The sequence below is a fragment of the Streptomyces sp. NPDC040622 genome (assembly GCF_055593965.1).
Genome location: NZ_JBVIXD010000004.1, coordinates 382,815 through 401,801 on the forward strand (window position 1 = coordinate 382,815; position 18,987 = coordinate 401,801).

The window sequence follows — 18,987 nt, forward strand, 5'->3', positions numbered from 1 at the left end:
CACCATGAGTCCAGTCCTGACCGCCGTCGTCGGAGTCGTCGTACTCCTCGTCCTGTTGGCGCTCGTCGTCATCACGCGCTACAAGGTCGCGGGGCCCAGCGAGGCCTTCATCGTGACCGGGCGGCGCGGCAAGAAGTCCACCGACCCGGACACCGGCCGGGTCATGACCGACAACAGCGGCCAGAAGGTCGTGGTCGGCGGGGGCGTCTTCGTCGTCCCGTTCGTCCAGCAGAAGTTCACCCTCGACCTGTCCTCGCGGCACATCCCGATCGCCGTGCGCGGCGCGGTCACGCTGCGCGGGGTGAAGGCGAACCTCGAAGGCGTCGCCATCGTGAAGGTCGGCGGCACCGAGGACTCGATACGGGCCGCGGCCCAGCGGTTCCTGGTCCAGCAGGACGGCATCGTCGGCTTCACCCAGGAGGTGCTTTCCGGCGCGCTGCGCTCCATCGTGGGGCGCATGTCCGTCGAGGACATCATCCGCGACCGTGCCGCGTTCGCCGGGCAGGTCGCCGAGGAGGCCGAGGCCAGCCTCTCCGGCCAGGGCCTGGTCCTCGACGCCTTCCAGATCCAGGACATCACCACCGAGGGCTCCTACCTGGAGGACCTGGGACGCCCGGAGGCCGCCCGCGCCAAGCAGGAGGCGGACATCGCCGAGGCGGTGGCGCGGCGCGCCGCCGAGCAGGCGCGGCTGAAGGCCGAGGAGGAGATCGCGGTCGCCCAGCGGACCTTCAACCTCAAGCAGGCCGAGATCAAGGCCGAGACGGACGAGGCCGCGGCGCGCGCGAGCGCGGCGGGCCCCCTCGCCGAGGCCGCACGGCAGCAGGACGTGCTCACCGAGCAGGAGAAGGTCGCCAAGCGTCAGGCCGCGCTCACCGACAGCGAGTTGGACACCCAGGTCCGCAAGCCGGCCGACGCCGCGCGCTACCGGGCGGAGCAGGAGGCGGAGGCCCGCAGGATCGGCCTGGTCAAGCAGGCCGAGGCCGACGCGGAGCGGGCGCGTCTGACCGGTGAGGGCGAGAAGGCGCAGCGTGCCGCGCTCGCCGACGCCGTACGCCTGGAGGGTGAGGCCGAGGCCGCCTCGATCGGTGCGCGGGGTGCCGCGGAGGCGGAGGCGATGCGCAAGAAGGCCGACGCGTTCGCGCAGTACGGCGACGCCGCCGTCCTGCAGATGCTCGTCGAGGTGCTGCCGAGCGTGGTCGCCAAGGCGTCCGAGCCGCTCAGCGCGGTGGACAAGATGACCGTGATCTCGACGGACGGCGCGAGCCAGCTGTCCCGCACGGTCGCCGACAACGTCGCCCAGGGCATGGAACTCCTCAATTCCACCACGGGAGTCGACCTCGCCGAGCTCCTGAAGGGCATCACCGGGGGCAAACCGTCGGCCACCGCCCCGGCGGCGGACACGGCTCCGGCAGCCGTCAACGGCCGGATCGACGTGCGCGACTAGCCCCGCCCAGCCTCGACCGGCCCCGACTGGCCGGTGCGCCGCACCGCGATCGCCAGGGTGTCGTCCTGGTGGAGCACGTCGGTGAGCAGGTCCGCGGCCACCAGGCCGGGGATCTGCTCGGTCGGCCGTGCCTGGTGGCGGCACATGGCGTCCTTGAGCCTGAACTCGCCCTCGCAGGGGTCCCGTCGGCTCTCGGTGAGGCCGTCCGTGTAGAGGAGCAGCACGTCGTCGTCCGCCAGCTGCGCCGTCACGACGCGTTCGCTGCCGGGCAGCGGGAACCCGATGCCGCGCCCCCGCGCCTCCAGGTAGCTCGCGCTCCCGTCGGGACGGGCGACCAAGGCCGGCGGGTGGCTCCCGTTGGCCAGAGTGAGCTTCCCGTCGGCGGGGTCGAGGCGGGCGAGCAGCAGGGTGGCCATGACGCTCTGGTCGAACGGCGCGAGGATCCCGTCGGTCCGGGCCACGATGCTCTCCAGCGGGTGGCCTTCGAGCGCGAGGGTCCGTACCGCGTGGGTGACGGTCAGCGCGGTGCGCGTACTCGTTATCCCGTGCCCGAGAGCGTCGACGACCGTGATGTGGACGGTGCCGTCCGGCAGCGTGAACCAGTCGTACAGGTCTCCGCCGGTGGGCGCCTCGTCGCTGGCCGGCGCGTAGTGCACGGCGAGTTCCAGGCCGTCGACGTGCAGCGGCCTGGGGCGCAGCGCGTCCTCCAGGGCGCGCAGGGTGCGGCCGTGCGCGGTGCGCAGCTGCTCGTCGCGCTCCTCCAGCTGTACGTAGAGCGCGAGGACCCCGCTGTTCGTCTCGGCCAGTTCGTGCTTGAGCCTGCGGTGTTCGTCGGCCAGCGTGTCGGCGCGGGCCAGTGCCGCCCGCAGCTCCTCCTCCAGGAGGGCGATGTCGGCCTCGCCGCCCTGCACCGCCGCCGCGGGGGTCGCCGCCGGCCGGCTCGCCGCCTGTCCTCCCGCGGAAGCGCAGGCGTGCGCGTGCGGGCCGGTGGCCGGCAGGGGAAGGTTCCACACCACCGTGCCGTCGTCCTGGGTCCGCGCGCGCAGCGGCAGCCGGTCGGTCGCCACCCCGGGGCCGGTGCTCTGGCGCGGCAGGCGCAGGGCGAGGGTCAGCTGGTGGGCGCCGTCCTCGTCCGTCTCGCGCCGGCTGAGCAGGGTGACGGGACGGCCGCCGCCGAGGGCCGAAGCGGCCACCTCGCTCAACGACAGGACGAGTCGGGCCCGGTCGTCGGCCGGCAGCCGGTGTCCCAGGGCGATGCTCCGTACGGTGTGCCGCAGGGCCGTGAGCGTACGGAAGGTTTCGCGGGTCATCTGATTCCCAGGTGGGGGCCGAGGGCCAGAACGGTGGCGTCGTCGCGCCGGCGACGGTGGCTGTGGGCGAGGGAGGCCGCCAGCAGTACCGGAGGCAGCGTGAGGCGCGCGGTGGTGGGGGCGTGCGTCCACCGGTGGTCGATCCCGTCGGTGTACAGGACCGCGGTGGGGTGGTCGGAGAGGTCCACGAACCGGCTCCGTGGCGTGGGGAGGGTGTACCCGACGATGCCGGGCTGGCCGGTGAACTGGTGCTGGATGCCCCGGGGGGACAGGATCGCGGCGCGGACGTTGCCGATCCCGCAGAACTCGGCGCGTCCCGCGTTGATGCGCAGGGCGGCCGCGGCGGCGCCGCGCGTGTGCCGCAGGGCCTTGTGCAGCGAGGTGAGGATCTCCGCCAGGGGGGCGCCTGGGTGGGTCAGGAAGGTGCGTTCGGCGCGCTGGGCGGCCGTGGCCGCCTCGGGTCCGTGGCCCAGGCCGTCGATCACGAGCACGGTACGGACGCCGTCGTGTTCCGCGAGCGCGTACCCGTCGCCGCTGGCGTCCTCGCCGTGGGCGGGCAGACACAGCGCTCCGAGAACGGCGGGGGCGCGGGGCCCGTCGGGTCCCGCGAGGCGGGCGTGCACGAGTGTGCCGAGTCCCGCCTCGGAGCGGATGACGAACTCCGTGGCGATCCGGCGCGCGGCACCCAGCCCCGCGCCCATCGTCCGGGTGGTGCTGTACCCGTCCTTGAGGCTCAGGTCGATGTCGGGCATACCGGGGCCGCTGTCGACGGCGATGACGTCCAGGCCGCCGTCGAGCGGCGAGTGCTGGACGAACAGGGCCCCGTTCCTGGCGTGCTTGACGATGTTGCTGGCCAACTCGCTGGCGAGCACGGCGGCCTGGTGGGGCAGCGCGCCGGGCATCTCGCGGGCGAGCGAGCGGGCGTGGTCGGCCGCGCTCTGCACGGCGCTGGGGTGGTCTATGGCGATGTGCAGAGTGCGGGCCGCGGTGGCGGTGTTCACCGTGGTCCGTTCCAGCGCAGGGCGGTGACGGTCGTGCCCCGGCCCGGGGCGGACCGCACCTGGAACTCGTCCATGAGGCGGCGTGCGCCGCCCAGGCCGTGCCCCAGCCCGGCACCGGTGGTGTACCCGTCCTTGAGTGCCTGGTCGATGTCGGCGATGCCAGGGCCCTGGTCGCTCACCGAGAGCCGCAGCCCCCGGCGGCCGCCCCGCTGGACGGTCTCCAGGGTGATGGCGCCCCCGCCGCCGTGCACATAGGCGTTGCGGGCGAGCTCGCTGGCGGCCGTGACGATGCGGGTCTGGTCCACGAGGCCGAAGCCGACCCGCAGGGTCGCCTCCCGTACCGCGTGCCGCACCTCGAGCAGGTCCTCCTCCGCGCGGATGGCGTGTTCGACCCGGACGCCGTCGCTCTCCGGGAGGCCGGGAGCGGGTACGGGGCGGGCGGTCGTTTCTTCGAGATCACCGTAGAGGGACAACGGGCCCCCCCTTTGGGGGTCGGGGGGCCGGCTGCCAACCCAGCGCGATCATTCCCTGCTCCGCGTTGAGCGTGGTCTCCACACCGGACAGCTGCAGCCCCAGTTCCACCAGAGTGATCGCGACGGCCGGTCGCATACCGGCCACTATGACCCGCGCCCCCAACAGCCGAGCCGTGGTCGTCAGTTCCATCAGGGTGCGCGCGACGAACGAGTCGATGATCTCCAGGCGGGAGATGTCGATGAGGATGGCGCGGGCCCGGTCGCCGACGATGCGCTCCGTCAGTTCCTCGGTGAAGGCGATCGCCGACTTGTCGTCGAGCTCGTTGAGCAGGCCGGTGACCAGCACGTCACCGAGTCGCAGGATCGGTACGCCGCTCAAGTGGCCGTTCACCGCGTGTCCGCGAGTGAGGCCCGGTGGACCGTCTGGTCCGTGAGCAGCGGGATGGCGGCGGCGAGGGCGTCGGCCAGCGTGGTGCGCGTGAGGATGGCGGACAGGTCGATGCCGAGCTGGGCGATGATCTGGGCGATCGGCGGCCGGATGCCGCTGATCACACAGTCGGCGCCCATCAGCCGTACGGCGTTGACCGTCTGCATGAGGTGGTGCGCCACCGCGGTGTCCACCGTGGGCACACCCGTGATGTCGATGATGGCGACCTGGGCCTCGTCCCGCTCGATGGCTTCCAGGAGGTTCTCCATCACCACCTGGGTACGGGTGGTGTCCAGCGTGCCGATCAGCGGGACGGCCAGCACCCGGTCCCAGATCCGCACCACCGGTGTGGACACTTCGAGCAGCTGGCGGCTCTGGCGCCGGATGATCTCCTCGCGGCCCTCGACGTAGACCTCGAAGGAGAGGGCGCCCGCGGTGTCGAGGAGGCGGTTGATGAACAGTGCCGCATGGTAGAGCGCGGTGACGTCACGCGTCTCCTGCTGCACGGCTTCCAGCAGCGCTTCCTTCAGCGCCAGCACGGCCAGCGAGGTGGCCGTGGGCGTGGCCCCTCCTCTGGCGCGCCGCAGCGACAGGTCCGTGACGGCCTGCCGGAGGCCGGGGTGCGATGCCACGACGTCCTGCACCGGATGGTCGGTCTCCAGGCCGGCGAGCAGTGTCTCGACCAAGGAGTCGGCTTCCTCGTTCAGTTCGGCCTCGGTGATGCCGGTCTCAAGGACCGCCCGCTCCGACTGGAGCTGCACCCACCGGTCAGCCACCTTCTCCCCTTGCTCACGCAGGGCGGAGCTGACGCGCAACCGGGCCTCGGACTCACTGGTGTTCATTCCACCCACCTTAGCAATTGTTGCCGTGCGGCAAATGTTAGCCGAGGCGCACGATCTTCCGAGGCCGGAGGTCACGGCACATCAAGTGCCCGGCCCACCAGCACCCTTGCAAGTCTCACCCGTCTGTCGCACCGGCCGTGCCAGGCAGTTCACCCAAACGTCACAGCTGCCGGACCGGACCTTCACGACCGTCTGCATGTACCTGGGTGGGCCGAACGTAAACCCTTGTCATCCGGCGAACTTCACCGGGCCGACCGCTCGGGCGGGCCGCACCCCGGATCAGGGCCGCGGGTCAGGCAGGCTCCGCCGCGCGGTCGTCCGCAGGGCCCCGCCGGAGCTCGGCACCCTCCACCGCACGGTGGAAACCGCTCAAGCCCTTCAGGAGGGCGGCGCGTTCGACGGGCCGCATGGCCGAGATGGCTTCGAGCAGGGCCCTTTCCCGGCGGGCGCGCAGATCCTTGAGGTAATTTTCTCCCCGGCTCGACAAGCGCAGTTCGAGCTCACGGCGGCTGGCTGAACTGAGGGACCGCTCGATGAAGCCCAGGGCATGAAGGCGGTCACACATACGACTCACCGAAGACGGCGCCGCCCCCAAGTGCTCACCGAGCGTGCGGAGGTTGATCCCCTCGGCGCCGTCCAGGGCGAACAACACCCTCAGCTGCGACGACGACACCGGCGCCGGTGACGCGAGGTCTCTGCCTCTGCCCCAGAGCACCTCGAGCAGTTCGATGACTTCCCTGGCAGCGAGCGCGGCCGCATCCCGGTCGCCCCCGACGGATGCTTCGGACTCCATGCCCTCAACTGTGACACTTCGCAAGGGCCCTGTCAGTCGCTGAGGCATGGCAGGCCGACGGCTCCTTCTCGCACTCTCGTCCCGAAACATTCGTCCCGAAACATTCGTCCCGGACCGGAACAGGTGGTACTCGACAGGTGGACAGATTCACGGCTGTGGAGCGTGCTCTGCGCAGCTCCGCACCGCACGCTCTTCTCGAAACAGTGCAGGACGCACTCGCCGTCCACTACACAGCCCGCTCGGTCGACCTGCTCATGGCCGATTACGCGACGACCATACTCCAACCGGTCAACACCCTTCCGCACACCGCACGCTCCGTGCCGGTCCACTCGGGCGCGCCCGGCCACGCCTTCGGGCACCAGGAACCGCGCGTCGAGAACGAGGACCCCCCGGGGAGCGCCGACAGCACCGAAAGCGCCGAGGGTACCGACGGCCGGCGTCTGGTCGCCGTCCATCTCCCGGTGAGCGTGCGCGGCGACCGCCTCGGCGTGCTGACCGTACGCCTGGCCTCCCGGGACTGCGACGACGCCACCGTGCGCGAGCTCGCCGACGTGGCGGAGGTGCTCGGGCACGAGATCGTCGTGGCGGAACGCGACACGGACCTCTACCTCCAGGCCCGGCGGGCCGACCGGCTCACCCTCGCCGCCGAGATGCAGTGGCAGCTGCTGCCCGGGCGGTCCTGCTCCCGGCCCGAGTACGACATCGGGGCACAGCTCGAACCGGCCTACGCCATCCACGGCGACAACTTCGACTGGTCCTCGTCGGCCGACCATCTGACCCTCACCGTCACCAACGGCATGGCCGAGGGCATCCAGGCCGCCCTGCTGACCAATCTGGCCGTCACCGCGCTGCGCAACGCCCGCCGCGCCGGGCTCTCCCTCGCCGATCAGGCCTGCCTGGCCGACCAGGCCGTCTACGGCCACCACCAGGGCGCGCTGCACCTCTCCACGCTGCTCCTGCGCTTCGACCTCACCACCGGGGAGACGGAGGTCATCGACGCGGGCTCGCCGAAGATGTGGCGGCTGCGCGAGGGCAGGGCCGAGCCCGTCGAGCTGGACGCGCAGCTTCCGCTCGGCATGTCCGAGGACACGCCGTACACGGCGGAGCGCTTCCACGTCAGTCCCGGCGACCGGCTCCTGTTCGTCAGCGACGGCGTCTACGACGTGGCGTCGCCGACGGGCGAGCGCTACAGCGAGCGTGCGCTCACCCGGGCGATGACCAGCACCCGTCTCCTGCCGCCCTCGCAGGTCCCGCGCGCGATGCTCCAGGAACTCGCCGGCTACCGCGGCCCGATCGACGCCGACGACGACGCCATGATCGTCTGCCTCGACTGGCGGGGGCGCCCCTGAGGTCCGCGCCCGCCCCGGGGTCAGCCGGCCGGGTGGAGCATGCCCGCGCGCAGGCGTTCCAGCGTGCGGGCCAGCAGGCGCGAGACGTGCATCTGCGAGACGCCGAGGCGTTCGCCGATCTGCGCCTGGGTCAGCTCGTCGACGAACCGCAGCTGAAGTATGTGCCGGTCGCGCTCGGCGAGTTCGGCGATCAGGGGCGCCAGGGCGTGGAAGTCCTCCACGAGCTCCAGGGCCGGGTCTTCCTCCCCTATGAAGTCGGCGAGCGGCGACTCGCCCTCGTCGGGGTCGCCGTGGACGGCCGCGTCCAGGGACGTGGAGCTGTAGCCGTTCGAGGCGACCTGGGCCTCGACGACCTCGCGCTCGGAGAGGTCCATCAGGGCGGCCAGCTCCGCGACCCGCGGGGCGCGGCCGAGCCTGGTGCTGAGCTCCTCCTTGGCCTTGGCCAGCTCCACCCGGGCCTCCTGGAGGCGGCGCGGCACGTGGACGGCCCAGGAGGTGTCGCGGAAGAAGCGCTTGATCTCGCCGACGATGTAGGGCACCGCGAACGTGGCGAACTGGGTGTCGCGCGACAATTCGAAACGGTCGATGGCCTTGATCAGTCCGATCATGCCGACCTGGACGATGTCTTCCATCTCGTCGGAGCGGTGCCGGAAGCGTCCGGCCGCGTAGCGGACCAGGGACATGTTCATCTCGATGAGCGTGTTGCGCGCGTACTGGTACTCGGCCGTGCCTTCCTCCAGCGCGGCGAGGCGGCCGAAGAACGTCCTCGACAGGTCCCGGGCGTCCTGGGGAGCCAAGGCCTGCGGGGCCGTGACCTCCGGCAGCCGCGTGCTCCCGGCCCCGGTCCGCGTCGTTGCGCTCACCATCGTCATCACGCCCTCCTCGTCGGCCGGCTCAGCAGATCCCCTTGGCGCCGGTTCACCGCGTGTACCCCGAAGTGATCACTTCATGTCGCCGGATCCCGCAACTCCCCCGATTTCCTGCGGTGTTCGTTCCGCCGACGGATCGCCTCCACGACAAGAGCGTTGAACCCGCCATTTTCGGGCAAGAGATCCACTCGTACGGCCATCACCTGGTAAGGCCATCCCGATGAAGGAGGAGGCTGATGCGGACACAGCACGCACCGATCGAGACCGCACCGCCGAAGACGGCCACCTTCGACAAAAGGCCCGAATCGGTCACCGACGCACGGGACCTGACCCGTGACTTCGTCGCCCGGCTCAGCCCGGCCGTCGGCGAGCAGACCGCCGCGACCGTCGAACTCGTCGTCTCCGAGCTCATCACCAACGTGGTACGCCACGCACGCGGAGCCCTGTGCTCCCTCCAGCTGCAGGCGCAGCCCCACGGCATCACGATCGCCGTCTCCGACGCGGACCCCCGACCGCCCCGCGAGCGCGCCCCCGACCTCGAGGGCGGCACCGGCGGATTCGGCTGGCCGATGGTCCAGCAGCTGGCCACGGCCGTGAGTGTCACCCTGGACGCCACCAGCAAGACCATCCGGGCGGAGCTCGCGAGGTAGCTCCCGCCACGGCCGGGCGCGCGACACCCCACGAAGGTGCCCCCGGCAGCCGGTCCGACGGCCCGGGCGGCGATACTCCGATCATGGGTTGGGCACTGCGTTCCGCGCGGACGGCGGACATCGAGACCATCGCCGAGCTGCGGGCCACGGTGCTGCGCGCCGATCTGGAGCGGCTCGGCCGGTTCGATCCGCAGCGGGTGCGCCGGCGGCTGCGGGACTCCTTCGCCGCGGAGCACACCTCGGTGATCGAGACCGACGGCGTCTTCACCGGATGCGTCACGCTGCGGCCCGCGGCGGACGGCCGGTGGCTGGAGCACTTCTATGTGGCGCCCGAGGCCCAGGGGCGGGGCCTCGGCTCCGCGGTCCTCGGCGCGCTCCTGGAACGGACCGACGCCGAGGGCGCCACCGTCCGGCTCGACGTGCTCCGGGGCAGTGCCGCCCGTCGGCTGTACGAGCGGCACGGGTTCGCGGTGGAGAGCGAGGACCCGGTGGACGTCTTCATGGTGCGCGCGCCGGGAGCGGCCGCCTGACCTCAGGCGATTCCCGGCCGCCGGGTAGCCTCGCGATCATGTTCATTCTCGAATTGACCTACACGGCGCCGGTCTCCGCCGTCGACGAGCAGCTCGAAGCCCACGTCGGCTGGCTGGACGCGCAGTACGAGTCCGGTGTCTTCATCGCATCGGGCCGCAAGAACCCGCGCGACGGCGGCGTCATCATCGCCGTCGCGGACGACCGGGCGCGCATCGAGGAGCTCGTCGCCACCGACCCGTTCACCGTCGCCGGGGTGTGCGAGTACCGCGTCACCGAGTTCTACGCGACGAAGACGGCACCGGACCTCGCCGCGTACCGCGAGCAGCTGCCCGCCTAGGGCCGCCGCAGGACCTGCCCTGCCGGGGGCGCGGTCAGCTCCGTTCCAGGCGGGCGATCCGCCCCTTCTCGCCCGCCGCCCAGCAGCCCCGGTCCCCGGCGCAGTCCACGGTGTCGTACGACCCGGTGTCGACCGTGCGCCAGCTCCGGCCGCCGTCCGTGGTGACGTCGGTGCCCGTCGGGCCGACCGCGAGGGCCGTGGTGCGGCTGTACGGGTACCAGGCCACGCCCGACCGGTAGGCGGGCGGCGGGCGCCCTGCCGGGTCCCAGCCGCGACCGCCGTCCCCGGTCACGGCCGCGGCCCGCGGCGAGGGCTGCTCGGCGCGGTAGTCGCCGCCGACCGCGAGGCCGTGCGTGCGGTCGCGGAAGGCGAGGCCGAAGACGCCGCGGGCCGGGTCGCCCGCCGGGATCGGCGCGTCGGTGGCCGTCCAGGTCAGTCCCCGGTCGGCGGAGTGCAGGACACGCGCGCGTGCCGCTCCCCCGGTCGCCAGCCACACGTCACGGGGACCGGAGCTCACCAGGCACTGGCCGCTCGCCGCGAAGCCCGCCTCGCCCTCCTGCGCGGCGGGCATGCCCGCGCTCGGCAGGACCTTCCAGGAGCGGCCGCCGTCGGCGGTGGACAGGATGCGGTACTTGCCGTCGACGGGGTCGCTCATCGCCAGGCCGTGGCGGCGGTCGAAGAAGGTCATGCAGTCGTAGAACGCCTTGGCGTCGGTGTTGCGGAAGGACTCCGTCCAGGTCGCCCCGCCGTCCTCGGTGCGCAGCACCCGGGACGCCTCGCCCTCGCCGATGGCGAGCACGACGGCACGGCGTCCGTCGAAGGCCTCGATGTCGCGGAACTCCAGATCGGCGGCGCCGGGCGGGGAGACTTCGCGCCAGGTCTTGCCGCCGTCCGACGTACGCAGCACGGTTCCCCGGGTGCCCGCCGCCCAGGCCGTGTCACGGCTGACGGCGGCGAGGCCGCGGAAGCGGGCGTCCGTGCCGCTGTCCTTGAGCTGCCAGCTCAGGCCCCGGTCCGGGTGGTCGCCCCCGCCCGGGTGGCTGCCCCGCCCGTCCGCCAGCGCGGTGCCCTGCGCCCCCAGGAGGGTCCCGGCGAGCGCCGCCCCGCAGAGTCCCGCCAGTACCGTGCGCCTCATCGACTTCGTCTTCCCCATGCCCCTCATGGCGGGCGAAGCTAGCCGACGCGCGGGGCCTCGTCCAGATGGCCTGAAGGCCTCCCCCGTGGGGCGGTAGCCGGGAACCGCGGGCCCGGGAACGGTGTCGCGGTGACAGAGGTCACTCGGTCTCACCCCGCTCCATGTGCACGGATCTCGTCATTCCGTCGTCTATCCAAGTGCCGACCCCAGTCGTCCAGCAGTCAGTGAGGGAGCAGGCGTTGTCCACCGTCATCGAGCAAGCCGTAGAGGCCCGCCTCGTCGCCGCCGCGCCGCGGATGCCGACCATTCCCGCCCGCCTCCACTACGACCCGCGGGACCCCTTCGCCGTCCGGATGAGCTTCCCCGCGCCCGCGACCCTGGAGGGCATCGAGGTCTACTGGACGTTCGCCCGCGAACTGCTCAGCCAGGGTGTGGAGCGCGCGGTGGGCCACGGCGACGTGCGTGTGCGCCCGTACGGATTCGACCGCACCGTCGTCGAGTTCCACGCCCCCGAAGGCACCGCGATCGTCCACATCCGCACCGGCGATCTCCGCCGCTTCCTGCACAGCACGACGGTGCTGGTGCCGGCCGGCCAGGAGCACCGCCATGTCGACCTGGACGGGGACCTGGCCGAGCTGATGCGCGACGCCTGTTGAACCCGGCCGGTCTCCCCCGGTCCCGCCGCCCCCTCGCGCCCCCGAAGCCCCTGCGTGCGATCCGTACGCCTCCCCCGGCCCCACCGGCCCCACCGGCACGCTGAGCGGCCCCTCACCCCCCGCCGCCACCGCCACCGTTCGACCGTGCCATCTCGGCGGACGCCACGGCCGAGGCCAGCGCCTTGCGGAGGTGGTGCATCAGCGCCCGCAGCTCCGGCGAGGCGCCGCCGCTGCGGTCGGTCAGCTCTTCAAGCCGGTCCTTGTACCGCCTGCGGTCCTTGCCCGTGACGACCGGGCGCAGCTTGCCGGTGGCCGCGCAGACCACCAGGGCCGCGTCGCCCTCACTGACCTCGTCGACCGGCCGCGGGCCGCGCAGCACGGCTCGTGCGTCCGCGCGCAGCACCTCGGCGTATCCGGTGCGCTCCAGCTCCCAGGTGCGGGCGGGGAAGATCCCGAGGACGCGCCGGTGCCCCCGTCGCAGGTACCCGTGTGCCGTCAGGTCGTCGCGCACCGTGTTCAGCGTGGTGCGCGAGCGGTGCGTCATCCAGCCGCGCCACTTGCGCGGCCGGGACTGCTCGACGAGCTCGGCCAGGGTGTCGAGCGTCAGGTCACCGGTGCGCGCGCCGACGACCGGGGTGACGATGCCGTCCGCCTCGACGAGGACGCCGCGCCGGGCCAGTTCGACGAGGGCACCGGCGCGGACGGCGAGGTGGAGATCGGGCCCGCCGGTGAACCGTCCCTTGTCCGGGTGCCATGCCAGCAGGAAGAGCCTGGCGGGCAGGGGCAGCGTTCCGTAGTGCACGGCGCCTCCTCCTCAGGGGTGATCGGATCAGGGGGACTCGGGGTCATGCGGTTCATAAAACATTGACACACCCCGAGGAGCCTCCTACGGTGTAAAAGGTTCTGTTGCCGTCGATAGGAGTAGGACGTTGCTCGTCTGAGGTCATGAGACACCGCGTCACGCAGCTTTCGCTGCCGTGCACGTCGTGTGCGACCTCGGCATCCGAGCCGTCCCGTCCCCCGGCACAGGCCGTTTCTCGTTCTCCGGCCTCATCACCGCCGCGGTGTCTCGAACGCGTTGCCCCTGACCACGCTTCACACCACGCAACCGCGAGGCCCGCATGTCTCCTTCCCCCACCTCCATCACCTGCACGTCGCTCTCCTTCGCCTGGGCCGACGGCACAGACGTCTTCCACGGCCTCCAGGTCGCCTTCGGGCCCGGCAGGACCGGGCTCATCGGCGTCAACGGGTCAGGAAAGTCAACCCTGTTGAAGCTGATCGGCGGTGAGCTGACACCCACCGAAGGTGCCGTCAAGGTCGCCGGGGAGGTCGGCTACCTGCCGCAGAACGTCACCCTGGACACCGGCCTGCGCGTCGACGACGTGCTCGGCATCGCCGCGACCCGCGCCGCGCTGCACGCCATCGAGGCGGGCGACGTGGACGAGGGCCATTTCACCACGGTCGGCGACGACTGGGACGTCGAGGAGCGCGCCGTCGCCACCCTCGACCAGCTCGGCCTCGGCCACATCGGCCTCGACCGCACCACGGGCGAGGTGTCGGGCGGCGAGTCGGTACTGCTGCGGCTGGCCGCACTGCTGCTGCGCCGGCCCGACGTGCTCCTGCTCGACGAACCGACCAACAACCTCGACCTGTACGCCCGTCGGCGCCTGTACGCGGCCGTGGAGGCCTGGTCGGGCGTCCTGGTCGTGGTCAGCCACGACCGTGAACTCCTCGATCTGGTCGACCAGATCGCGGATCTGCGGGACGGGGAGGTCAGTTGGTACGGCGGCAACTACAGCGCGTACGAGGAGGCCCTCGCCACCGAGCAGGAGGCCGCCGAGCGCATGGTGCGCGTCGCCGAGTCCGACCTGCGCAAGCAGAAGCGCGACCTGGCCGACGCCCAGGTCAAGCTGGCCCGCCGCAAGCGGTACGGCCAGAAGATCCAGGACAGCAGGAGCCAGCCGAAGATCCTGATGGGGGCGCGCAAGCGGGCCGCACAGGAGTCGGCCGGCAAGCACCGGATCATGCACGAGGAGAAGCTCGCCGAGGCCAAGGAGCGCCTGGACGACGCCGTGGAGGCGGTGCGGGACGACGACGAGATCCGCGTCGACCTGCCGCGCACCCTGGTCCACCCGGGGCGTACCGTGCTCACCCTCAGCGATCTCCAGCTGCACTACGGAGCGAGCGTGCAGGGCGAGTTCGAGCTGCGCGGCCCCGAGCGGATCGCCCTGATCGGGCGCAACGGCGCGGGCAAGACCACGCTCCTGCGCACCGTCGCCGGTGAGCTGGACGCGGTCTCCGGCGAGGCGCGGGCGCACGTCCCGATGCGGTTCCTGCCGCAGCGCCTCGACGTGCTGGACGGCGAGCTGAGCGTCGCCGACAACGTGGCGGCGTACGCTCCCGAAGCGACGAGGAACCGCATCAGAGCACGCCTGGCACGGTTCCTGTTCAAGGGCGCGAAGGCCGACCAGCCGGCGGCGACCCTGTCGGGCGGCGAGCGGTTCCGGGCGGCACTCGCGGCGCTGCTGCTCGCGGAGCCCGCGCCGCAGCTGCTCATGCTCGACGAGCCGACGAACAACCTCGACATGGCGAGCGTGAAGCAGCTCTCGACGGCTCTGGAGTCGTACCAGGGCGCGCTGATCGTGGCCAGTCACGACCTGCCGTTCCTGGAGTCCATCGGCATCACGCGGTGGCTGCTCCTGGACGGAGAGCTGAAGGAGATCACCCAGGAAAAGAAGACAGAGGCTGTCGGGTATTCCGCCTAGCTTCGGATGTATGCACCAGGACACGCACGACCACATCGCCATCACCGGAGCCCGTGAGAACAACCTCAGGGAAGTGAACCTGCGCATCCCCAAGGGCCGTCTCACGGTCTTCACGGGGGTGTCCGGGTCCGGGAAGTCGTCGGTCGTCTTCGACACGATCGCGGTCGAGTCGCAGCGCCAGCTGAACGAGACCTTCACCTGGTTCGTCCGCAACCGGCTGCCGAAGTACGAGCGGCCGCACGCGGACGCCATCGAGGAGCTCTCCCCCGCGATCGTCGTCGACCAGAAGCCGATCGGCGGCCACTCCCGCTCCACCGTGGGCACGATGACGGACATCTACTCGGTGATCCGCGTGCTGTTCTCCCGGCACGGCACGCCGAGCGCGGGCCCGGCGACGGCCTACTCGTTCAACGACCCTTCGGGCATGTGCCCCGAGTGCCACGGCCTCGGCCGTACGGTGCGGCCCGACTACGACCGCATCCTCGACCCCGCCAGGTCCCTGGCGGACGGCGCGATCCTCTTCCCGCCGTTCGCCGCGGGGACCTGGCAGGGCCAGACGTACACCAACACCACCCACCTGGACACGCACAAGCCGGTCGGTGCATTCACCGCCGCCGAGCGGGACTTCCTGCTGCGCGGCGGCGGGCGCAGGACGAAGGTCAAGGTCGACAACACGGGCGGCGCCCGGGACATCGACTACGAAGGGCTCGCCGACCGCTTCGAGCGGCTCTACCTCAACCGCGACCTCTCCACACTCGCCCAGAAGACCCGCGACCTGGTCCAGGGCTTCCTGCGCGAAGGCGCCTGCCCGGCCTGTCACGGGGCCCGCCTCAACCCGGCGGCGCGCGCCACCCGCGTCAACGGCCTGGGCATCACGGAGTGCACCCGCATGGAGGTCACCGACCTCATCCGGGAACTGGCACGCCTCGCCGACGACGGCGACGGCGCCGACGACGTGGCGGCCCCGATCGCCCGGGCGGCCGTGGCGGCCCTGGAGCGGGTCGAGGCGATCGGCCTCGGCTATCTGAGCCTGGACCGCGAGACGTCCACGCTCTCCGGCGGCGAGGGGCAGCGCCTGAAGATGGTGCGCCACCTCGGCTCAAGCCTCACCGGCATGACGTACATCTTCGACGAGCCGAGCGTCGGGCTGCACCCGCGGGACGTGGGGCGGCTGAATGATCTCCTGCTCCGGCTGCGCGACAAGGGCAACACCGTGCTGGTCGTCGAGCACGACCCGGACGTGATCGCGATCGCCGACCACGTCGTCGACATGGGCCCGGCGGCCGGCGTCGACGGCGGCCTCGTCGTCTTCGAGGGCACACCGCAACAGCTGCGCCGGGCAGACACCCTCACCGGCCGCCACCTGCGCCGCGCCACCGGCATCAAGGAGCAGCCGCGCGAGGCGACCGGCGGCCACTGGATCAAGGACGCGGACCTGCACAACCTCAAGAACGTCAGCGTGCGGGTGCCGACCGGGGTGCTCACGGCGGTCACCGGCGTGGCGGGGTCCGGCAAGAGCACGCTGGTGGCGAAGGCGTTCACCGCGGCGCACCCGGACGCCGTGGTCGTGGACCAGTCGTCCATCGGCATCTCGGGCCGCTCCACCCCGGCGACGTACCTCGGGATCATGGACACCGTGCGCAAGCTGTTCGCGCGGGAGGCCGGCGCGCGGGCGAGCCTGTTCAGCTTCAACTCCCACGGCGCGTGCGAGGGCTGCCAGGGGCGCGGGATCATCTTCAGCGACCTCGCGTTCATGGATCCGGTGACCACGACGTGCCAGGAGTGCGAGGGGCGCCGCTTCAAGGACGAGGTGCTGCGGCTGACCGTGGACGGCCGATCCGTCGTGGACGTGCTGGAGATGACCGCCGGCGACGCCCTGGACTTCTTCGAGCGCTTCGACGACACGGCGGTACGCAGGCGGCTGGGGGCCCTGCGGGACGTGGGCCTGACCTACCTCACGCTCGGCCGTCCGCTGAGCACGCTCTCCGGCGGCGAGCGCCAGCGGATCAAGCTGGCCACGCAGTTGCATCGCACGGGCGCGACGTACGTCCTGGACGAGCCGACCACCGGACTGCACATGGCGGACGTCGACGGGCTGCTCGCGATGCTCGACCGGCTGGTCGACGCGGGCAACACGGTGCTCGTCGTCGAGCACAACCTCGACGTCGTCAAGCACGCGGACTGGGTGATCGACCTGGGACCCGACGGCGGCAAGCACGGCGGGCGGATCGTGTTCGAGGGAACGCCCGCGCAGCTCCTGCGGGCCGAGGGGTCCTTCACTGCGGAGCACCTGAGAGGCGCTCTGGGCGAGGGGCGGTCGCGCGCTGCATGATGTGCGGCACTGTCCCGCCCACGTGAGGAGAGCCGGCCGTGCCCAGCCAGAAGGCCCTGATCCGCCGCCCGAGCCCGCGCCTCGCCGAGGGCCTGGTCACCCACCTGGAACGCACCCCGGTCGACGTGGGGCTCGCGGTGCGCCAGTGGGAGGCGTACGTGGCGACGCTGAACCGGCACGGCTGGGAGACCTTCGAGGTGGAGCCGGCCGACGCCTGCCCGGACTCGGTCTTCGTGGAGGACGCGGTGGTCGTCTTCCGGAACGTGGCACTGATCGCCCGGCCCGGCGCCGAGTCACGCCGGCCCGAGACGCCGGGCGTCGAGGAGGCCGTGGCCCGGCTCGGCTGCTCGGTCAACTGGGTGTGGGAGCCGGGCACGCTCGAAGGGGGCGATGTCCTCAAGATCGGGGACACGCTCTACGTGGGGCGGGGCGGCCGGACCGACGCGGACGGCGTGCGGCAGCTGCGGGCCGTCTTCGAGCCGCTCGGTGCACGGATCGTCGCCGTCCCCGTCGCCACGGTCCTGCACCTGAAGTCCGCGGTGACCGCGCTGCCCGACGGGACGGTCGTCGGGTACGAGCCGCTGGTCGACAGCGCCTCGCTCTTCCCCCGCTTCCTGCCCGTACCGGAGGAGTCGGGGGCGCACGTGGTGCTGCTCGGCGGCTCGAAACTGCTGATGGCGGCGAGCGCGCCGAAGAGCGCGGAGCTGTTCGCCGATCTCGGATTCGACCCGGTTCCGGTGGACATCAGCGAGCTCGAGAAGCTCGAAGGGTGTGTGACGTGCCTCTCAGTCCGGCTCCGCGGGCTGTACGCCTGACCTGCGGTGAGGCCTTTGTTGCGGTGGGGGCGGGTGGGGCCCGGTCTCACAGCCTCTTTACGGAGGGTTTAACCTACGGCAACGTAACCTACGACACCGTAGGTAGTGCACCGCTCGCACTGCTCGTAAGTACTCCCGTCCCCCTTCTGGAGCCCCCGTGACGATCACCTCTCCCCACCTCGGCAGCGCGGACAGCTGGACCGACGCCCGGCTGCTCTACGCGCTGGAGGAAGTGGTCGAGCAGGAACTCAATCGCCACCTGAAGGTGGCCAAGGACTGGATGCCCCACGAGTACGTCCCCTTCTCGGACGCCCGCAACTTCCCGGGCTTCTTCGAGGACGGCGAGGCGTGGGAGAAGGGCCAGTCCCCGGTCACCGACATCGGGCGCATCGCCCTGGTCGTCAACCTGCTCACCGAGGACAACCTGCCCAGTTACCACCACGAGATCGCCTCCCTCTTCGGCCGCGACGGCGCCTGGGGCACCTGGGTGCACCGCTGGACCGCCGAGGAGGGCCGCCACGGCATCGTGATGCGCGACTACCTGCTCGCCTCGCGCGCCGTCGACCCGGACCAGCTGGAGCAGTTCCGGATGGCGCACATGAGTGAGGGCTTCGAGTCGGACAACCGTCACTCGATGCTGCACTCGGTCGCGTACGTCGCCTTCCAGGAGCTGGCGACCCGCATCTCGCACCGCAACACCGGACACCAGTCCGGCGACCCGGTCTGCGACCGCATGCTGGCGCGCATCGCCACCGACGAGAACCTCCACATGGTCTTCTACCGGAACCTGCTCAAGGCCGCCTTCGAGCTTGCGCCCGACCTCACGATGCAGGCCGTGCGTGACGTGGTCGTGAACTTCCGCATGCCGGGACACGGCATGCCGGGCTTCGAGCGGGCCGCCGCGCAGATGGCCATCGGCGAGGTCTACAACATGCGCATCCACCACGACGACGTGCTGCAGCCCGTGCTGCGCTTCCTGAAGGTCCTGGAGATCGACGGCCTCGGCCCCGAGGGGCTCAAGGCCCAGGAGGAGCTGGGCTTCTTCATGGGCGGCCTCGACGCGGAGGCCTCGAAGTTCGACGAGAGGCTGGCCGCCCGCAAGGCGCGAATGGCGACCCGGGGCGCCTGACCGACTTCCCGAGGGGGGCGGGGCGGCTGGAATCGAACCAGCGTGTTCCGGTTCTGGAGACCGGCGCGACTGCCTCTGCGCTACGACCCCGCCCTTGGGGAGATCGTACGACCCCGTCCGGCGCCTGCG

General features: G+C 71.6%; 19 protein-coding genes and 1 tRNA gene. 10 read left to right on the plus strand and 10 right to left on the minus strand.

All coding sequences use genetic code 11. The features are described from left to right. Positions 1-4: 4 nt before the first annotated feature. Positions 5-1,444 carry a flotillin family protein gene (locus ACZ592_RS13390; RefSeq protein WP_471581652.1) on the plus strand — a complete coding sequence of 480 codons (1,440 nt, stop codon included), beginning with the start codon at positions 5-7 and terminating at the stop codon, positions 1,442-1,444. Here ACZ592_RS13390 and ACZ592_RS13395 read toward each other — a convergent pair. The 6 genes from ACZ592_RS13395 to ACZ592_RS13420 all read right to left on the minus strand — a co-directional run bounded on the left by ACZ592_RS13395 (position 1,441) and on the right by ACZ592_RS13420 (position 6,290). Continuing rightward, positions 1,441-2,754, minus strand: a complete 1,314-nt coding sequence (locus ACZ592_RS13395; protein WP_471581653.1) for a PP2C family protein-serine/threonine phosphatase — start codon at positions 2,752-2,754, stop codon at positions 1,441-1,443. The genes ACZ592_RS13390 and ACZ592_RS13395 overlap by 4 nt on opposite strands. Then, positions 2,751-3,755: a SpoIIE family protein phosphatase gene (locus tag ACZ592_RS13400; RefSeq protein WP_471581654.1), complete on the minus strand. Its 1,005-nt coding sequence runs from the start codon at positions 3,753-3,755 to the stop codon at positions 2,751-2,753. The genes ACZ592_RS13395 and ACZ592_RS13400 overlap by 4 nt, the downstream gene beginning before the upstream one ends. Further along, the gene (locus ACZ592_RS13405) at positions 3,752-4,228 is read right to left on the minus strand and encodes an anti-sigma regulatory factor (protein WP_471581655.1); all 477 of its coding nucleotides are present in this window, start codon (positions 4,226-4,228) and stop codon (positions 3,752-3,754) included. The genes ACZ592_RS13400 and ACZ592_RS13405 overlap by 4 nt, the downstream gene beginning before the upstream one ends. Then, entirely contained in the window at positions 4,212-4,619 is a 408-nt protein-coding gene (locus ACZ592_RS13410) for an STAS domain-containing protein (protein ID WP_471581656.1), read from the minus strand. Before ACZ592_RS13410 ends, ACZ592_RS13405 begins: the two co-directional genes overlap by 17 nt. Then, complete coding sequence (locus tag ACZ592_RS13415; RefSeq protein WP_471581657.1) at positions 4,616-5,497, minus strand: STAS domain-containing protein; 882 nt, start codon at positions 5,495-5,497, stop codon at positions 4,616-4,618. Before ACZ592_RS13415 ends, ACZ592_RS13410 begins: the two co-directional genes overlap by 4 nt. A 292-nt stretch (positions 5,498-5,789) precedes the next feature. Continuing rightward, the gene (locus tag ACZ592_RS13420) at positions 5,790-6,290 is read right to left on the minus strand and encodes a MarR family winged helix-turn-helix transcriptional regulator (protein ID WP_471581658.1); all 501 of its coding nucleotides are present in this window, start codon (positions 6,288-6,290) and stop codon (positions 5,790-5,792) included. 137 nt (positions 6,291-6,427) lie between these two features. Here ACZ592_RS13420 and ACZ592_RS13425 point away from each other — a divergent pair, with 137 nt between their 5' ends. Continuing rightward, complete coding sequence (locus ACZ592_RS13425) at positions 6,428-7,639, plus strand: PP2C family protein-serine/threonine phosphatase (RefSeq protein WP_471581659.1); 1,212 nt, start codon at positions 6,428-6,430, stop codon at positions 7,637-7,639. A 20-nt stretch (positions 7,640-7,659) separates the two neighbouring features. On the opposite strand, the gene ACZ592_RS13430 is transcribed toward ACZ592_RS13425, so the two are convergent. Beyond that, positions 7,660-8,511, minus strand: coding sequence for an RNA polymerase sigma factor SigF (locus tag ACZ592_RS13430; protein ID WP_471581660.1), 852 nt, complete (start codon positions 8,509-8,511; stop codon positions 7,660-7,662). Between the two features lie 233 nt (positions 8,512-8,744). Here ACZ592_RS13430 and ACZ592_RS13435 point away from each other — a divergent pair, with 233 nt between their 5' ends. The 3 genes from ACZ592_RS13435 (at position 8,745) to ACZ592_RS13445 (ending at position 10,026) form a co-directional block, all read left to right on the plus strand. Beyond that, a complete protein-coding gene (locus tag ACZ592_RS13435; protein WP_471581661.1) occupies positions 8,745-9,158 on the plus strand; it encodes an ATP-binding protein in 414 nt (137 codons plus the stop codon). An 83-nt stretch (positions 9,159-9,241) separates the two neighbouring features. Next, the gene (locus ACZ592_RS13440; RefSeq protein WP_471581662.1) at positions 9,242-9,688 is read left to right on the plus strand and encodes a GNAT family N-acetyltransferase; all 447 of its coding nucleotides are present in this window, start codon (positions 9,242-9,244) and stop codon (positions 9,686-9,688) included. A gap of 38 nt (positions 9,689-9,726) precedes the next feature. After that, positions 9,727-10,026, plus strand: coding sequence for a YciI family protein (locus ACZ592_RS13445; RefSeq protein WP_471581663.1), 300 nt, complete (start codon positions 9,727-9,729; stop codon positions 10,024-10,026). A gap of 34 nt (positions 10,027-10,060) precedes the next feature. Here ACZ592_RS13445 and ACZ592_RS13450 read toward each other — a convergent pair whose 3' ends face one another. After that, complete coding sequence (locus ACZ592_RS13450) at positions 10,061-11,188, minus strand: WD40/YVTN/BNR-like repeat-containing protein (protein ID WP_471581664.1); 1,128 nt, start codon at positions 11,186-11,188, stop codon at positions 10,061-10,063. A 212-nt stretch (positions 11,189-11,400) separates the two neighbouring features. Between ACZ592_RS13450 and ssgD the strand changes: the two genes are divergently transcribed. After that, positions 11,401-11,817 carry a spore wall synthesis regulator SsgD gene (gene ssgD, locus ACZ592_RS13455; protein ID WP_471581665.1) on the plus strand — a complete coding sequence of 139 codons (417 nt, stop codon included), beginning with the start codon at positions 11,401-11,403 and terminating at the stop codon, positions 11,815-11,817. A 112-nt stretch (positions 11,818-11,929) separates the two neighbouring features. On the opposite strand, the gene ACZ592_RS13460 is transcribed toward ssgD, so the two are convergent. Continuing rightward, positions 11,930-12,619: a GOLPH3/VPS74 family protein gene (locus tag ACZ592_RS13460; RefSeq protein ID WP_471581666.1), complete on the minus strand. Its 690-nt coding sequence runs from the start codon at positions 12,617-12,619 to the stop codon at positions 11,930-11,932. Positions 12,620-12,938: 319 nt separating this feature from the next. Here ACZ592_RS13460 and ACZ592_RS13465 point away from each other — a divergent pair, with 319 nt between their 5' ends. The 4 genes from ACZ592_RS13465 to ACZ592_RS13480 all read left to right on the plus strand — a co-directional run bounded on the left by ACZ592_RS13465 (position 12,939) and on the right by ACZ592_RS13480 (position 18,858). Next, positions 12,939-14,582 (plus strand): ABC-F family ATP-binding cassette domain-containing protein, encoded by a 1,644-nt coding sequence (locus tag ACZ592_RS13465; protein WP_471581667.1) that lies wholly within the window; start codon positions 12,939-12,941, stop codon positions 14,580-14,582. 10 nt (positions 14,583-14,592) lie between these two features. After that, complete coding sequence (locus ACZ592_RS13470) at positions 14,593-16,914, plus strand: ATP-binding cassette domain-containing protein (protein ID WP_471581668.1); 2,322 nt, start codon at positions 14,593-14,595, stop codon at positions 16,912-16,914. A 38-nt stretch (positions 16,915-16,952) separates the two neighbouring features. Beyond that, on the plus strand, positions 16,953-17,729 hold the full coding sequence (gene ddaH, locus ACZ592_RS13475; protein WP_471581669.1) for a dimethylargininase: 777 nt from the start codon (positions 16,953-16,955) through the stop codon (positions 17,727-17,729). A 157-nt stretch (positions 17,730-17,886) separates the two neighbouring features. Continuing rightward, positions 17,887-18,858: an acyl-ACP desaturase gene (locus ACZ592_RS13480; RefSeq protein WP_471581670.1), complete on the plus strand. Its 972-nt coding sequence runs from the start codon at positions 17,887-17,889 to the stop codon at positions 18,856-18,858. Positions 18,859-18,874: 16 nt separating this feature from the next. Here the strand turns inward: ACZ592_RS13480 and ACZ592_RS13485 are convergent. After that, a tRNA-Trp gene (locus ACZ592_RS13485) sits at positions 18,875-18,950 on the minus strand. Positions 18,951-18,987 lie beyond the last annotated feature (37 nt).

What these genes read in the sequence shown, in the direction of transcription:
- ACZ592_RS13445 (WP_471581663.1), top strand. Translation starts at nt 9,727, where the DNA reads ATGTTCATTCTCGAATTGACCTACACGGCGCCGGTCTCCGCCGTCGAC.
- ACZ592_RS13440 (WP_471581662.1), top strand. Translation starts at nt 9,242, where the DNA reads ATGGGTTGGGCACTGCGTTCCGCGCGGACGGCGGACATCGAGACCATC.
- ACZ592_RS13415 (WP_471581657.1), bottom strand. Translation starts at nt 5,497, where the DNA reads ATGAACACCAGTGAGTCCGAGGCCCGGTTGCGCGTCAGCTCCGCCCTG.
- ACZ592_RS13435 (WP_471581661.1), top strand. Translation starts at nt 8,745, where the DNA reads ATGCGGACACAGCACGCACCGATCGAGACCGCACCGCCGAAGACGGCC.
- ACZ592_RS13450 (WP_471581664.1), bottom strand. Translation starts at nt 11,188, where the DNA reads ATGAGGGGCATGGGGAAGACGAAGTCGATGAGGCGCACGGTACTGGCG.
- ACZ592_RS13470 (WP_471581668.1), top strand. Translation starts at nt 14,593, where the DNA reads ATGCACCAGGACACGCACGACCACATCGCCATCACCGGAGCCCGTGAG.
- ACZ592_RS13465 (WP_471581667.1), top strand. Translation starts at nt 12,939, where the DNA reads ATGTCTCCTTCCCCCACCTCCATCACCTGCACGTCGCTCTCCTTCGCC.
- ACZ592_RS13430 (WP_471581660.1), bottom strand. Translation starts at nt 8,511, where the DNA reads ATGACGATGGTGAGCGCAACGACGCGGACCGGGGCCGGGAGCACGCGG.
- ACZ592_RS13395 (WP_471581653.1), bottom strand. Translation starts at nt 2,754, where the DNA reads ATGACCCGCGAAACCTTCCGTACGCTCACGGCCCTGCGGCACACCGTA.
- ACZ592_RS13420 (WP_471581658.1), bottom strand. Translation starts at nt 6,290, where the DNA reads ATGGAGTCCGAAGCATCCGTCGGGGGCGACCGGGATGCGGCCGCGCTC.
- ACZ592_RS13390 (WP_471581652.1), top strand. Translation starts at nt 5, where the DNA reads ATGAGTCCAGTCCTGACCGCCGTCGTCGGAGTCGTCGTACTCCTCGTC.